The organism is Croceivirga sp. ABH4_376, from assembly GCF_056160685.1.
In genome coordinates this window covers 1-14,515 of sequence record NZ_JBSWXQ010000008.1, presented here as the reverse complement: position 1 = coordinate 14,515, position 14,515 = coordinate 1, and the positions used below count along the sequence as shown (strand labels likewise).

At 37.1% G+C, this 14,515-nt stretch carries 10 protein-coding genes, 1 tRNA gene and 1 pseudogene; 11 read left to right on the top strand and 1 reads right to left on the bottom strand.

All coding sequences use genetic code 11. The features are described 5' to 3' along the window. Window positions 1-51 precede the first annotated feature (51 nt). The 10 genes from ACXAGS_RS14055 (at window position 52) to ACXAGS_RS14010 (ending at window position 11,797) form a co-directional block, all read left to right on the top strand. A tRNA-Trp gene (locus tag ACXAGS_RS14055) sits at window positions 52-124 on the top strand. 16 nt (window positions 125-140) lie between these two features. Continuing rightward, entirely contained in the window at window positions 141-440 is a 300-nt protein-coding gene (gene secE / locus ACXAGS_RS14050; protein WP_474907643.1) for a preprotein translocase subunit SecE, read from the top strand. Between the two features lie 5 nt (window positions 441-445). Beyond that, a complete protein-coding gene (gene nusG / locus ACXAGS_RS14045; RefSeq protein ID WP_010519813.1) occupies window positions 446-997 on the top strand; it encodes a transcription termination/antitermination protein NusG in 552 nt (183 codons plus the stop codon). A 67-nt stretch (window positions 998-1,064) separates the two neighbouring features. After that, a complete protein-coding gene (rplK, locus tag ACXAGS_RS14040; protein WP_010519812.1) occupies window positions 1,065-1,502 on the top strand; it encodes a 50S ribosomal protein L11 in 438 nt (145 codons plus the stop codon). A 17-nt stretch (window positions 1,503-1,519) separates the two neighbouring features. Further along, window positions 1,520-2,209 (top strand): 50S ribosomal protein L1, encoded by a 690-nt coding sequence (gene rplA / locus ACXAGS_RS14035; protein ID WP_010519811.1) that lies wholly within the window; start codon window positions 1,520-1,522, stop codon window positions 2,207-2,209. 25 nt (window positions 2,210-2,234) lie between these two features. Then, on the top strand, window positions 2,235-2,750 hold the full coding sequence (rplJ, locus tag ACXAGS_RS14030; RefSeq protein ID WP_474907641.1) for a 50S ribosomal protein L10: 516 nt from the start codon (window positions 2,235-2,237) through the stop codon (window positions 2,748-2,750). A 52-nt stretch (window positions 2,751-2,802) separates the two neighbouring features. Beyond that, complete coding sequence (gene rplL / locus ACXAGS_RS14025; protein WP_474907640.1) at window positions 2,803-3,183, top strand: 50S ribosomal protein L7/L12; 381 nt, start codon at window positions 2,803-2,805, stop codon at window positions 3,181-3,183. A gap of 130 nt (window positions 3,184-3,313) precedes the next feature. After that, window positions 3,314-7,123, top strand: coding sequence for a DNA-directed RNA polymerase subunit beta (gene rpoB, locus ACXAGS_RS14020; RefSeq protein ID WP_474907639.1), 3,810 nt, complete (start codon window positions 3,314-3,316; stop codon window positions 7,121-7,123). Window positions 7,124-7,184: 61 nt separating this feature from the next. Continuing rightward, window positions 7,185-11,483, top strand: coding sequence for a DNA-directed RNA polymerase subunit beta' (gene rpoC, locus ACXAGS_RS14015; protein WP_474907638.1), 4,299 nt, complete (start codon window positions 7,185-7,187; stop codon window positions 11,481-11,483). A 2-nt stretch (window positions 11,484-11,485) separates the two neighbouring features. Beyond that, on the top strand, window positions 11,486-11,797 hold the full coding sequence (locus ACXAGS_RS14010) for a DUF3467 domain-containing protein (RefSeq protein WP_474907636.1): 312 nt from the start codon (window positions 11,486-11,488) through the stop codon (window positions 11,795-11,797). Window positions 11,798-11,854: 57 nt separating this feature from the next. Here ACXAGS_RS14010 and ACXAGS_RS14005 read toward each other — a convergent pair whose 3' ends face one another. Further along, entirely contained in the window at window positions 11,855-13,441 is a 1,587-nt protein-coding gene (locus ACXAGS_RS14005; RefSeq protein WP_474907634.1) for a peptide chain release factor 3, read from the bottom strand. A 338-nt stretch (window positions 13,442-13,779) separates the two neighbouring features. On the opposite strand from ACXAGS_RS14005, the pseudogene ACXAGS_RS14000 reads away from it, so the two are divergent. After that, window positions 13,780-14,515, top strand: a pseudogene (locus tag ACXAGS_RS14000) (hypothetical protein); the annotation flags it as partial.

Sequence of the window (14,515 nt, the reverse complement as noted above, 5' to 3'; positions counted from 1 at the left end):
AAAGTTTATACTGAGGGTGTTCGTCTAAGACGAATACCTTTCAGTGTAAATACGGGTGTAGCTCAGTTGGTAGAGCACTGGTCTCCAAAACCAGGTGTCGGGAGTTCGAGTCTCTCCTCCCGTGCTTAAAGTTATTTCTTATGTTGACTTACGTTAGAGAATCTTGGGAAGAACTAAAGAATAATGTTACGTGGTTAAACCGCGAACAGGCTTCCAATTTAATGGTTGTTGTTGCAGTTTTTTCTATATTGTTTGCACTTGCAACTTGGGGTGTAGATATGTTCTTTTCTGATTTGATTACCGGAAAGTTATTTGATGTGGAAACGTATCAAAACTTCTGGAGCACTGGCTTTTTTGGTGTACTTAGAATAGTATGGTACGCATTCTTGTTGTTTGCTATTGCTGTTGGGGTTAACTCATTCTTTGGTAAGAAAAAATAAAGTCAATGTCGGAAATTCTAGAGAAAAAATGGTATGTAGTTCGTGCAGTAAGCGGGCAAGAAAATAAGATAAAGGGTTATATCGAGAACGAAATTGAACGTGCTGGGTATGGTGATTATCTGGAAGAGGTGTTGGTTCCTACAGAAAAGGTGGTTCAAATACGAAACGGTAAAAAAATAAATAAAGAGCGTACTTACTTCCCTGGGTATATAATGGTTAAAGCTAATCTAGGTGGTGAGATGGTACACTTAATAAAATCTATAACAAATGTTATTGGATTTCTTGGTGAGACAAAAGGGGGTGATCCTGTTCCGTTAAGAAAATCCGAGGTGAATAGAATGTTAGGTAAGGTAGATGAGTTGGCGGTTAATACGGATAATGTGGCTATACCTTACGTTCTTGGAGAGACGGTAAAAGTTATAGATGGTCCTTTCAATGGATTCAATGGAACTGTTGAAAAGATTAATGAGGAAAAGCGTAAGCTTGAGGTAATGGTAAAAATTTTCGGAAGAAAAACACCATTGGAGTTGAGTTATATGCAGGTAGAAAAAATTTAGAGCAAGAGCTGTTACAAATATAAATTGTGTGCTTCCAAATACACAATTCAAATTTTAATTAAACAAAATGGCAAAAGAAGTAGATAAGGTTGTAAAACTACAAGTTAGGGGAGGTGCTGCGAATCCGTCGCCACCGGTTGGACCCGCCTTAGGTGCTGCTGGTGTTAACATCATGGAGTTCTGTAAGCAATTTAACGCTAGAACACAGGATAAACAAGGTAAGGTATTACCTGTTGTTATCACCGTTTACAAAGACAAATCTTTCGAGTTTGTTGTAAAAACACCACCTGCGGCCGTTCAATTGATGGAAGCAGCTAAGATTAAAAAAGGATCTGGCGAACCTAATCGAGTTAAATCAGGGTCTGTAAGTTGGGACCAAGTAAGAACAATTGCTGAGGAAAAGATGGTAGACTTAAATGCGTTTACTGTAGAATCTGCAATGATGATGGTAGCTGGTACAGCACGTTCCATGGGTCTTAAAGTATCTGGAACCAAACCTTTTTAATCTAAAAGCAATTTAGAATGGCAAAATTGACTAAAAAGCAAAAAGAAGCTCAATTGAAAATTGATAGGAATAAAATGTATTCCTTAGAAGAGGCTTCTGCTTTAGTAAAAGAAATTACCAACGTAAATTTTGATGCGTCTGTAGACCTAGCGGTTCGTTTGGGTGTAGATCCTAGAAAAGCAAACCAAATGGTACGTGGTGTGGTTACATTACCACATGGTACAGGTAAAGATGTTAAAGTTTTAGCATTGGTGACACCAGATAAAGAAGCTGAGGCCAAAGAGGCTGGCGCTGATTTTGTTGGTTTGGATGAATACCTTGATAAAATCAAAGGTGGATGGACAGATGTTGATGTAATCGTTACCATGCCTAGTGTAATGGGTAAGTTAGGTCCATTGGGTAGAATCTTAGGACCCAGAGGTCTAATGCCTAATCCAAAAACTGGAACAGTAACTATGGATATAGGAAAGGCTGTTGCAGATGTAAAGGGTGGTAAAATTGACTTCAAAGTAGATAAAACTGGTATAGTACATGCTGCTATAGGTAAGGTTTCGTTTTCTGCAGATAAAATTGCAGGTAATGCAAAAGAGCTTATAGATACGCTTGTTAAACTTAAGCCAGCTGCTGCTAAAGGTGTTTACATGAAAAGTATTTACCTAAGTAGTACCATGAGTCCTAGTGTTCAACTTGATCCAAAAGCAGTTTAATAGCGAGTAGCTCAAATTCAAAACAATGACAAGAGAAGAAAAAGCAACCGTAATTGAAGATTTGACTGCTCAGTTAGCGGATAGTTCTACCATTTATTTGGCAGATATTTCTGGTCTTGATGCAACGCAAACTTCAGATTTAAGAAGAGCTTGTTTTAAGGCTAATATAAAATTAGCAGTTGTAAAGAATACATTGCTTGCAAAAGCAATGGAAGCTTCGGAGAAAGAGTTTGGTGAGCTTCCTGGCGTACTTAAAGGTAATACATCTTTAATGTTGTCAGAAACTGGAAATGCTCCAGCTAAACTTATCAAAAACTTTAGAAAGAAAGCAGAAAGACCAATTTTGAAAGGCGCTTTCGTTGAAGAAGCTGTGTATGTAGGTGATGAAAACCTAGATGCGCTAGTTAATATCAAATCTAAGGAGGAAGTTATTGGGGATATCATTGGATTATTGCAATCTCCTGCTAAAAACGTTATCTCTGGACTTAAGTCTGGTGGTGGTAAATTGGCTGGTATTCTTAAGACTTTATCCGAGAAATAATTTGTACGCACAATAACCTTTATATTTTAAAATTTTATTAAACGATAGAAAAATGGCAGATTTAAAAGATTTTGCAGAACAGTTGGTTAACCTTACCGTAAAAGAGGTAAATGAATTAGCTGACATCCTTAAAGAAGAGTATGGTATAGAACCTGCTGCTGCTGCAGTAGCTGTTGCTGCTGGTGGCGGTGCTGCTGGTGGTGGTGAAGCTGCAGAAGAGAAAACTGAGTTTGATGTAATCCTTAAAGCTGCTGGTGGTTCTAAATTAGCTGTAGTTAAGTTAGTTAAAGAACTTACTGGTCTAGGATTAAAAGACGCTAAAGAAATCGTTGACAGTGCACCTAAAGCAATTAAAGAAGGTGTTTCTAAAGACGAAGCTGAAGGAATCAAAAATTCTTTGGAAGAAGCAGGAGCAGAAGTTGAGCTTAAATAATAGCAGTAACTATAATTTAAGGGTTAAGGTCTTACCGATTATCGGTTAAGACCTTAGCCCGTTTTATAAAGCAACGTGTAATGGTGCACGTGTCCCATTTAGAGATTTCACTATAAAAACTCGTCCATAGATGTTCAATAATCAGACTGAAAGAGTAAACTTTGCATCGGCTAAGAACATACCGGAATACCCGGATTTCTTGGACATTCAGATTAAATCTTTTCAAGACTTTTTTCAACTTGAGACTAAATCTGACGAAAGAGGCAACGAAGGTTTGTACAATACCTTCATGGAAAATTTTCCAATAACTGATACAAGAAATCAATTTGTTTTAGAGTTCTTGGATTACTTTATAGATCCTCCAAGATATTCCATACAGGAATGTATAGAAAGAGGTCTTACTTATAGTGTGCCGCTTAAGGCAAGATTAAAATTATACTGTACCGATCCCGAGCATGAGGATTTCGAAACAATTGTACAGGATGTATATTTAGGTACTATCCCATACATGACGCCTAGTGGAACTTTTGTTGTAAACGGGGCAGAGCGTGTGGTTGTATCTCAGTTGCATAGATCGCCAGGTGTATTCTTTGGTCAATCTTTCCATGCAAATGGCACAAAGTTGTATTCTGCAAGAGTTATTCCATTTAAAGGTTCTTGGATAGAATTTGCAACAGATATCAATAGCGTTATGTACGCTTATATTGATAGGAAGAAAAAATTACCGGTTACTACCTTGTTCAGGGCAATTGGCTTTGAAAGAGATAAGGATATTTTAGAAATCTTTGATTTATCAGAAGAAGTAAAGGTTTCTAAAGCCGGACTTAAAAAAGTATTAGGACGTAAGCTTGCTGCTAGGGTATTGAACACCTGGCACGAGGATTTTGTAGATGAGGATACAGGTGAAGTTGTTTCTATAGAAAGAAACGAAATTGTATTAGATCGAGATACTGTTCTTGAAAAAGAACATATTGATGAAATCTTGGACGCTGATGTTAAGACTATTCTTTTACACAAGGAAAATAATAGTCAGTCAGATTACGCTATTATTCACAATACGTTACAAAAGGATCCTACCAACTCTGAAAAGGAAGCGGTAGAGCATATCTATAGACAATTACGTAATGCAGAACCGCCAGATGAGGAGACTGCACGTGGTATTATAGATAAATTGTTCTTCTCAGATCAACGTTACAACTTAGGAGAAGTTGGTCGTTATAGGATGAATAAGAAATTAGGTTTGGATATTGGAATGGACAAACAGGTTTTGACCAAAGATGATATTATAACCATTATAAAATATTTAATTGAGTTGATTAACTCTAAAGCGGAGATAGATGATATCGACCACTTGTCTAACCGTCGTGTTAGAACAGTTGGTGAGCAATTATCATCTCAATTTGGTGTTGGTCTAGCTCGTATGGCACGTACCATTCGTGAACGTATGAACGTTCGTGATAACGAGGTGTTTACACCTATTGATTTGATTAATGCAAAGACCTTGTCTTCGGTGATCAATTCGTTCTTTGGTACTAACCAATTGTCTCAGTTTATGGATCAAACTAATCCATTGGCAGAGATAACGCATAAAAGACGCTTATCGGCATTAGGACCGGGTGGTCTTTCAAGAGAAAGAGCTGGTTTTGAGGTGCGAGACGTTCACTATACACACTATGGTAGACTTTGTCCTATTGAAACACCTGAAGGACCAAACATTGGTTTGATTTCTTCTTTGGGGGTATTTGCCAAGGTAAATCAAATGGGCTTCTTGGAAACTCCCTATCGTAAGGTAGAGGATGGAAAAGTAGATGTTAAAAACCACATTTACTTAAGTGCAGAGGAAGAAGAAGGAATGAAGATCGCACAAGCTAACATTCCTTTAAAAGAAGATGGTTCCATAGATACGGATAAAGTTATTGCAAGAGAAGAAGGTGATTTCCCTGTAGTTGAGCCAACAGATATACAGTACACAGATGTTGCGCCTAACCAGATTGCTTCAATTTCTGCATCACTTATTCCTTTCTTGGAGCATGATGATGCAAACCGTGCCTTGATGGGATCTAACATGATGCGCCAGGCAGTACCATTATTAAGACCTGAGTCCCCAATTGTAGGAACAGGACTAGAAGGACAAGTTGCTAAAGATTCTAGAGTATTGATTAATGCTGAAGAAGACGGTGTTGTAGATTATGTTGATGCACAGAAAATTGTGTTGAAATACACCCGTTCAGAAGAAGAGCGTTTAATCAGCTTTGATGAGGATTACAAAACATATGACCTAATTAAGTTCCGTAAAACAAACCAAGGAACATCTATCAACCTTAAGCCTATTGTAAGAAAAGGTGATAAGGTACAGAAAGGACAAGTTCTTTGTGAAGGTTACGCAACACAGAAAGGAGAACTCGCCTTAGGTAGAAATATGAAGGTTGCCTTCATGCCTTGGAAAGGTTATAACTTTGAGGATGCAATCGTAATATCTGAGAAGGTAGTAAAAGAAGATATCTTTACTTCAATCCATATAGATGAGTATTCTTTAGAGGTTAGGGATACAAAGTTAGGAGCAGAAGAATTAACCAATGATATTCCAAACGTTTCGGAAGAAGCAACCAAAGATTTGGATGAATATGGTATGATTCGTATTGGTGCAGAAGTAAAACCTGGAGATATCCTAATTGGTAAAATTACTCCTAAAGGGGAATCTGATCCAACGCCAGAAGAAAAATTATTACGTGCCATCTTTGGAGATAAGGCAGGAGATGTTAAGGATGCTTCCTTGAAAGCTTCTCCTTCACTTAGAGGTGTGGTAATAGATAAAAAATTATTCTCTAGATCTATAAAGGATAAGCGTAAGCGCTCAGAGGATAAGGAAGCAATAGCAAAATTAGAGTTGGAATATGAAGTGAAATTCCAACAACTAAAAGATGTGTTGATTGAAAAATTATTCACATTGATCAATGGTAAAACATCTCAGGGTGTTCAGAACGATTTGGGAGAAGAAGTACTTCCAAAAGGTAAAAAGTATACCATTAAGATGTTGAATTCAGTAGATGATTTTGCGCACTTGGTTAGTGGTACTTGGACTACTGATGATACAACCAATACAATGGTTGCAGATTTGCTTCACAATTATAAAATTAAATTAAACGACCTTCAAGGTAACCTAAGGAGGGATAAATTCACTATTTCAGTTGGTGATGAACTTCCTGCGGGTATAATGAAATTGGCCAAAGTATACATTGCTAAAAAGCGTAAGCTTAAAGTAGGAGATAAAATGGCTGGTCGTCACGGTAACAAAGGTATCGTTGCAAGAATTGTTCGTCAAGAAGATATGCCGTTCTTAGAAGATGGAACTCCTGTGGATATTGTATTAAACCCACTTGGTGTACCTTCTCGTATGAACATTGGTCAGATTTATGAAACTGTTTTAGGTTGGGCAGGTCTTAAATTGGATAAGAAATTTGCAACGCCAATTTTTGATGGTGCATCGTTAGATGAAATCAATAGCCTTACGGATGAGGCGGGTATTCCTCCATTTGGTCATACGTATTTGTATGACGGTGGTACGGGAGAACGTTTTGATCAACCAGCGACCGTGGGTGTAATCTATATGTTGAAATTAGGACACATGGTAGATGATAAAATGCACGCACGTTCTATAGGTCCATACTCACTTATTACACAGCAACCACTTGGTGGTAAAGCACAATTTGGTGGTCAGCGTTTTGGAGAGATGGAAGTTTGGGCACTTGAAGCTTATGGTGCTTCTGCAACCTTACGTGAGATACTTACAGTGAAGTCTGATGATGTAATCGGAAGGGCTAAAACTTATGAGTCTATCGTTAAGGGAGAGACCATGCCAGAACCTGGGTTGCCAGAATCTTTCAACGTATTAATGCACGAACTTAAAGGTTTGGGCTTAGATATTAGATTGGAAGAATAATTTGATAGTTGTACAACTATTTATAAGAGAACATAGTTAAACATTTCATCTTTATAGCATCATGGCTAGAGCAAAAGATAATAATACACAAAAAAGGTTTAATAAGATTTCCATAGGTCTGGCTTCTCCAGAATCTATTTTGGCAGAATCTAGAGGAGAGGTCTTAAAGCCTGAAACTATAAACTATAGAACGCACAAACCTGAGCGAGACGGGCTTTTCTGTGAGCGTATCTTTGGTCCTGTAAAGGATTATGAGTGTGCTTGTGGTAAGTACAAGCGTATTCGTTACCGCGGTATTGTTTGCGATCGTTGTGGGGTAGAGGTTACGGAGAAAAAGGTACGTAGAGACAGAGTTGGCCATATTAATTTGGTTGTACCTGTAGCTCATATTTGGTATTTCCGTTCTTTACCAAACAAAATTGGATACCTATTAGGGTTACCATCCAAGAAATTGGATATGATTATCTACTATGAAAGATATGTAGTAATTCAACCTGGTATCGCAAAAGGACCTGAAGGGGAAGAGTTGAATAAGATGGACTTCTTAACAGAGGAAGAATACTTAAACATCTTAGAATCTATTCCTGTAGAAAATCAATATTTAGAAGATACGGACCCTAATAAGTTCATCGCTAAAATGGGGGCGGAATGTCTTATTGATTTATTAGGTCGTATCGATTTGGAGCAGTTGTCTTACGAGTTACGTCATAAGGCCAACACGGAGACTTCAAAGCAACGTAAAACAGAAGCGCTTAAAAGACTTCAAGTTGTAGAGGCGTTGCGTGAATCTCAAGAGAATCGTGAAAATAGACCAGAATGGATGATTATGAAAGTAATTCCGGTTATTCCACCAGAATTACGTCCATTAGTACCGTTAGACGGAGGTCGTTTTGCTACTTCAGATTTAAATGACCTTTATAGAAGGGTAATAATCAGAAACAATCGTTTAAAGCGATTGATGGAAATTAAAGCGCCAGAGGTAATCCTTAGAAATGAGAAAAGGATGCTTCAAGAAGCGGTTGACTCATTGTTTGATAACACTAGAAAAGCATCTGCTGTTAAAACAGAGTCTAACAGGCCATTGAAATCCCTGTCTGATTCCTTAAAAGGTAAACAAGGTCGTTTCCGTCAAAACTTATTAGGTAAGCGTGTAGATTATTCGGCACGTTCTGTTATTGTTGTAGGTCCGGAAATGAACCTATACGAGTGCGGTTTACCAAAAGATATGGCAGCAGAGTTATACAAACCCTTTATCATCCGAAAGTTGATTGAGCGAGGTATTGTAAAAACAGTAAAATCTGCTAAAAAGATTATTGACAAAAAAGAGCCTGTAGTTTGGGACATTCTAGAAAATGTATTGAAAGGCCACCCAGTTCTATTGAACCGTGCCCCCACATTACACCGTTTGGGTATCCAAGCGTTCCAGCCTAAATTAATAGAAGGTAAAGCAATTCGTCTGCACCCATTGGCATGTACCGCATTTAATGCGGATTTTGATGGGGATCAAATGGCGGTTCACTTACCATTAGGGCCAGAAGCTATACTGGAAGCGCAACTATTAATGTTGGCTTCGCAAAACATACTTAACCCTGCAAATGGTTCTCCCATTGCTGTACCTTCTCAGGATATGGTTTTGGGTCTTTATTATATGACCAAAAAACGTGTAACCGATGATACGTATACGGTTAAAGGTGAAGGCTTAACTTTTTATTCTCCTGAAGAAGTAGAAATTGCTTTTAATGAGAAACGTGTAGAGTTAAATGCTGGTATTAAAGTTAGAACAAAAGACTTTAACGAGGAAGGCGAGTTGGTTACCCAAATCGTAGACACTACCGTAGGTAGGGTATTGTTCAACCAAATGGTTCCAGAAGAAGCTGGGTTTATAAATCAGGTTTTAACTAAGAAAGCATTAAGAAATATCATTGGTGATATTTTAGCTGTTACAGATGTTCCTAGAACAGCCGCTTTCTTGGATAAAATCAAGACTATGGGATATACTTTCGCCTTTAAAGGTGGCCTATCTTTTAGTTTAGGAGATATTATTATCCCTGCAGAGAAGCATGATATGATTGCCGAAGCCAATGAACAGGTAGATGGCATTATGATGAATTATAACATGGGTCTAATCACCAATAACGAACGTTACAATCAGGTGATTGATGTGTGGACTTCTACAAATGCAATGCTTACCGAATTAGCTATGAAGCGTATTCGTGAAGATCAGCAAGGATTTAACTCCGTGTTTATGATGTTGGATTCTGGTGCAAGGGGTTCTAAAGAACAGATTAGACAGCTTACCGGTATGCGTGGATTGATGGCTAAGCCTAAAAAGTCTACAGCCGGAGGTGGAGAAATTATTGAAAACCCAATTCTTTCTAACTTTAAAGAAGGGCTTTCAATTTTGGAATACTTTATTTCAACCCACGGTGCACGTAAAGGTCTTGCAGATACCGCATTAAAAACGGCAGATGCAGGTTACCTTACAAGAAGGCTTGTAGATGTATCTCAAGATGTGATTATTAATTCTACAGATTGTGGTACCTTAAGAGGTATTGAGGTAGAGCCATTACGTAAGAACGAAGAGATTGTTGAATCTTTAGGAGAGCGTATTATTGGTAGGGTTTCTCTACACGATGTGTACAATCCGTTAAATGAAGAGTTACTTGTAGCTGCGGGTCAAGAGATTTCAGAGGAAATCGTGAAGAAAATAGAGGCTTCTCCAATTGAAAAAATTGAAGTACGTTCACCATTGACTTGTGAAGCAGAAAAAGGTATCTGTGCTAAATGTTATGGTAGAAACCTAGCAACCAACAAAATGGTTCAAAGAGGTGAAGCCGTAGGTGTTGTTGCGGCACAATCTATTGGGGAACCAGGTACACAGCTTACGCTACGTACGTTCCACGTGGGTGGTATTGCAGGTAACATTTCAGAAGAAAATAAACTTGAGGCTAAATTTACCGGTAAAGCAGAGATTGAAGATTTGCGTTTAGTTCAAGGAGAGAACGGAGAAGGTGAAAAGGTTGATATTGTAATCTCCAGAACCTCAGAAATTAAAATTGTAGATGAAAAGACCGGTATTACGTTAAGTACTAACAATATACCTTATGGTTCTATCCTGCAAATTAAGAATGGTGCAAAAGTTTCTAAAGGAGATACTATTTGTACTTGGGATCCATATAACGGTGTAATTGTTTCTGAATTCACGGGTGAGATTGCTTATGAGAATATTGAACAAGGTGTTACCTACCAAGTAGAGATAGATGAGCAAACTGGTTTCCAAGAAAAAGTAATTTCTGAATCAAGAAATAAAAAATTAATCCCAACTCTTTTAATTAAAGACGGAAAAGGTGAAACTTTAAGATCATACAACTTACCTGTAGGGTCTCACATAATGGTAGACGATGGTGAGAAAATTAAAGAGGGTAAAACCTTAGTTAAGATTCCACGTAAATCTGCAAAAGCAGGTGATATTACTGGTGGTTTACCAAGGGTAACCGAGTTGTTTGAAGCACGTAACCCATCTAACCCAGCAGTGGTATCAGAAATTGATGGTGTAGTTTCTTTTGGTAAGATTAAGCGTGGTAATCGTGAGATTATCATTGAATCTAAATTAGGAGAAATTAAGAAATATCTAGTGAAATTATCTAATCAGATTCTTGTACAAGAAAACGATTATGTAAGAGCTGGTATGCCATTGTCTGATGGTTCAATTACACCAGAAGATATTCTTAAAATTAAAGGGCCATCTGCCGTACAGCAATACTTGGTAAATGAAGTTCAGGAAGTTTACCGTTTACAAGGTGTGAAAATCAATGATAAGCACTTTGAGGTTGTGGTAAGACAAATGATGCGTAAAGTAAGAATCCAAGATGCGGGAGACACTATTTTCTTAGAGAACCAATTGGTTCATAAAGGAGATTTCATCAAAGAAAACGATGAAATATTTGGAAAGAAAGTGGTAGAAGACGCAGGAGATTCTGATAACTTAAAGCCAGGTCAAATTGTTTCGGTAAGACAGTTAAGGGATGAAAATTCATTATTGAAACGTTCAGATAAAAACCTTGTAACCGCTCGTGATGCAGTAGCAGCAACGGCAACACCAATTCTACAGGGTATTACCAGAGCGTCACTACAAACTAAATCGTTCATTTCTGCAGCTTCTTTCCAAGAAACTACAAAAGTATTGAACGAGGCAGCAGTTAGTGGTAAAGTTGACGGTCTTGAAGGACTTAAGGAGAATGTTATTGTAGGTCATAGAATACCAGCTGGTACTGGTATGAGGGACTATGACAGCATAATCGTTGGTTCTAAAGAAGAATACGATGAAATAATGGCTCGTAAAGAGGAGTTTAAATTTTAATTATGGCTGAACAGGACAAAAAACAACAACAAATTAATATAGAATTAGATGAAAAGGTAGCCGAGGGCACTTATTCAAACCTTGCTATTATTAATCATTCTGTATCTGAATTCGTTGTTGATTTTATAAGCCTAATGCCCGGAGCGCCAAAAGGTAAGGTTAAGAGTAGGATTATTTTAACTCCACAACATGCCAAAAAGTTCTTGAAAGCATTAAGCGATAATGTTCAGCGATTTGAAAACGCTCACGGAGCTATTAAAGATTATGAGCAACCTCCTATTCCATTAAATTTTGGACCAACAGGAGAAGCCTAATAAAAAAGCCCGCAGTTAATAACTGCGGGCTTTATTTTTTTAGCAATTTTCCTGTCTTTATTCATATTCTGACGTAAAATGTAGTTTTACGTTAGGATATTTTTGTTGGGTCATCTGCAATGAGAATTGTGAATCTGCCAAGAAAACTAATTTATTGTGTTTATCTCTTGCTAAGAATTTTTGTTTTACTCTTTTAAACTCTTTGAACTCCTCATCTTTTTCATTACCTTCTACCCAACAAGCCTTATGTACGGGTAAGTTTTCATAGGTGCATTTTGCCCCATACTCGTGTTCTAGTCGGTATTGTATTACTTCATACTGTAATGCTCCTACCGTTCCAATTACTTTTCTATTATTCATTTCTAGAGTGAATAATTGGGCAACACCTTCGTCCATTAATTGGTCAATTCCCTTGTTCAGTTGTTTTGCTTTTAAGGGATCCGCGTTGTTAATGTATCTAAAATGTTCTGGTGAAAAACTAGGAATACCCTTGTAGTGTAATTCTTCTCCGCTAGTTAGGGAGTCACCTATTTTAAAGTTTCCGGTATCATGCAATCCCACTATGTCACCAGGAAAGGAAATATCTACAATTTCTTTCTTCTCGGCAAAAAATGCGTTCGGACTAGAAAATTTTAGTTTTTTACCATTTCTTACGTGCAAGTAGGGTGTGTTTCTTTCAAAAGTACCAGAAACAATTTTTATGAAGGCCAAACGATCTCTGTGCTTAGGATCCATATTGGCGTGTATTTTAAAAACGAAACCAGAGAAATCTTTTTCATTTGCTTTAACCAATCGCTCTTCTGCCATTTTAGGTCTTGGTGCTGGTGCTATATCTATAAAGCAATCCAGTAATTCTCTAACTCCAAAATTATTTAAGGCAGAACCAAAAAATACGGGTTGTAATTTACCATTTAAATAAGTCTCTTTTTCAAAAGGTGGATAAACCCCGTCAACTAATTCAAGATTTTCACGTAAAGAAACTGCAGCTTTTTCACCTATGATTTCTTCAAGTTCTGGGCTATCTATGTTATCAAAGGCAATAGTTTCTTCAATGTTTTGTTTGCTATTTCCACTGAACAAGTTAATGTTCTTCTCATAAATGTTGTAAATGCCTTTAAAATCATAACCCATTCCAATGGGAAAACTTAGAGGAGTAACATGGAGTCCTAGTTTTTGTTCTACTTCATCCAATAAATCAAATGCATCTTTACCCTCACGATCTAATTTGTTTATAAACACGATCATTGGAATATTGCGCATACGACAAACTTCTACTAGTTTTTCGGTTTGTTCCTCAACACCCTTAGCAACATCGATAACTACTATAACGCTATCTACGGCTGTTAAAGTCCTAAATGTATCTTCTGCAAAATCCTTGTGTCCCGGGGTATCTAGAATATTTATTTTTTTATCCTTGTATATGAAGGCCAGAACGGAAGTGGCTACGGAAATTCCTCTCTGTCTCTCAATTTCCATAAAATCACTCGTTGCGGATTTTTTAATTTTATTGCTTTTTACCGCTCCGGCTTCTTGTATGGCCCCACCGAAAAGGAGCAACTTTTCCGTTAGTGTCGTTTTACCTGCATCTGGGTGGGATATAATTCCGAAGGTCCTCCTTCGACTGATTTCTTTTTCAAAATTCATTCTAAAAATTTGAGCAAAAATAGTTTAAAAATCTGACTGTCTTTTAAGGAGTTCAATGGATCAATTGTTAATATCTCTTTAAGATAAAATTTATAATTTGATTGTTAGAAAGTAAAAAGAAGTTATAAATTCGCTTTAACATTAACTATAAAAATACCTTTCCCCCACTCCGTTTTATGTGTAGGTGTTAAATCATCGTAATTACTAATACTTAATCGATAAAAATGGGAAAATAATTGGAATAATAATACATATGCACAAGATTAGTCCCAACTTCTTGCTTGTCAAATAATTCCTACAAGACTATGGTGATATTGATTTAATATTATCATTGTAGTATGTCTAGAAATAGAATTTTTACCTATAATTTACTAAAATTGGTTGTTCCAATTTTAAGTTTACTGCCACTTTCATCACATGCATTTAAAATGATGGACATTGATTCATCTATTATATCATCGTTTTATAACATGGACGCGGATAACGATGGAATACCTGACAACAAGGATAAGGATATCGATGGTGATGGTATTCTCAATGTAGTGGAAGATTTGAATGAAGATGGGGATTGTGATTTTAGAACTAACCCTACAGATACTGATATGGATGGTGTTCCAGATTATCTAGATATTGATTCAGATAATGATGGGATATTGGATAATGTGGAAGCTCAATTATATACTAATTACATTGCACCTTCGGGGTTAGATCAGGATAATGATGGATTAGATAATAGTTATGAGAATTGTCCACAAGAAGGGTTAATTCCAGTCGATACCGATAATGATGGTGTCACTAATTATAGAGATATTGACTCGGATAATGATGGTATTCTTGATTTAATTGAAGCCCAGTCGCACGATGAATTAATATATTTATGTGGCATAGATAATAATAACAATGGTTTAGATGATCATTTTGAAAATATAAACAGTACGGGAATTAATCCAGTTAATTCAGATGATGATACTAATCCAAATTATCTGGACATCGACAGTGACGACGATGGTATTCCTGACAATATAGAGGGGCAACCAACGGATGGCTACGTTCCGCCAAGTGGTGAGGATACGG

Excerpts from the sequence above, each read along its gene's own strand:
- ACXAGS_RS14005 (WP_474907634.1), bottom strand. The coding sequence starts at position 13,441 with ATGAATTTTGAAAAAGAAATCAGTCGAAGGAGGACCTTCGGAATTATA.
- rplA (WP_010519811.1), top strand. The coding sequence starts at position 1,520 with ATGGCAAAATTGACTAAAAAGCAAAAAGAAGCTCAATTGAAAATTGAT.
- ACXAGS_RS14010 (WP_474907636.1), top strand. The coding sequence starts at position 11,486 with ATGGCTGAACAGGACAAAAAACAACAACAAATTAATATAGAATTAGAT.
- rpoB (WP_474907639.1), top strand. The coding sequence starts at position 3,314 with ATGTTCAATAATCAGACTGAAAGAGTAAACTTTGCATCGGCTAAGAAC.
- nusG (WP_010519813.1), top strand. The coding sequence starts at position 446 with ATGTCGGAAATTCTAGAGAAAAAATGGTATGTAGTTCGTGCAGTAAGC.
- rplL (WP_474907640.1), top strand. The coding sequence starts at position 2,803 with ATGGCAGATTTAAAAGATTTTGCAGAACAGTTGGTTAACCTTACCGTA.
- rplK (WP_010519812.1), top strand. The coding sequence starts at position 1,065 with ATGGCAAAAGAAGTAGATAAGGTTGTAAAACTACAAGTTAGGGGAGGT.
- secE (WP_474907643.1), top strand. The coding sequence starts at position 141 with ATGTTGACTTACGTTAGAGAATCTTGGGAAGAACTAAAGAATAATGTT.
- rpoC (WP_474907638.1), top strand. The coding sequence starts at position 7,185 with ATGGCTAGAGCAAAAGATAATAATACACAAAAAAGGTTTAATAAGATT.
- rplJ (WP_474907641.1), top strand. The coding sequence starts at position 2,235 with ATGACAAGAGAAGAAAAAGCAACCGTAATTGAAGATTTGACTGCTCAG.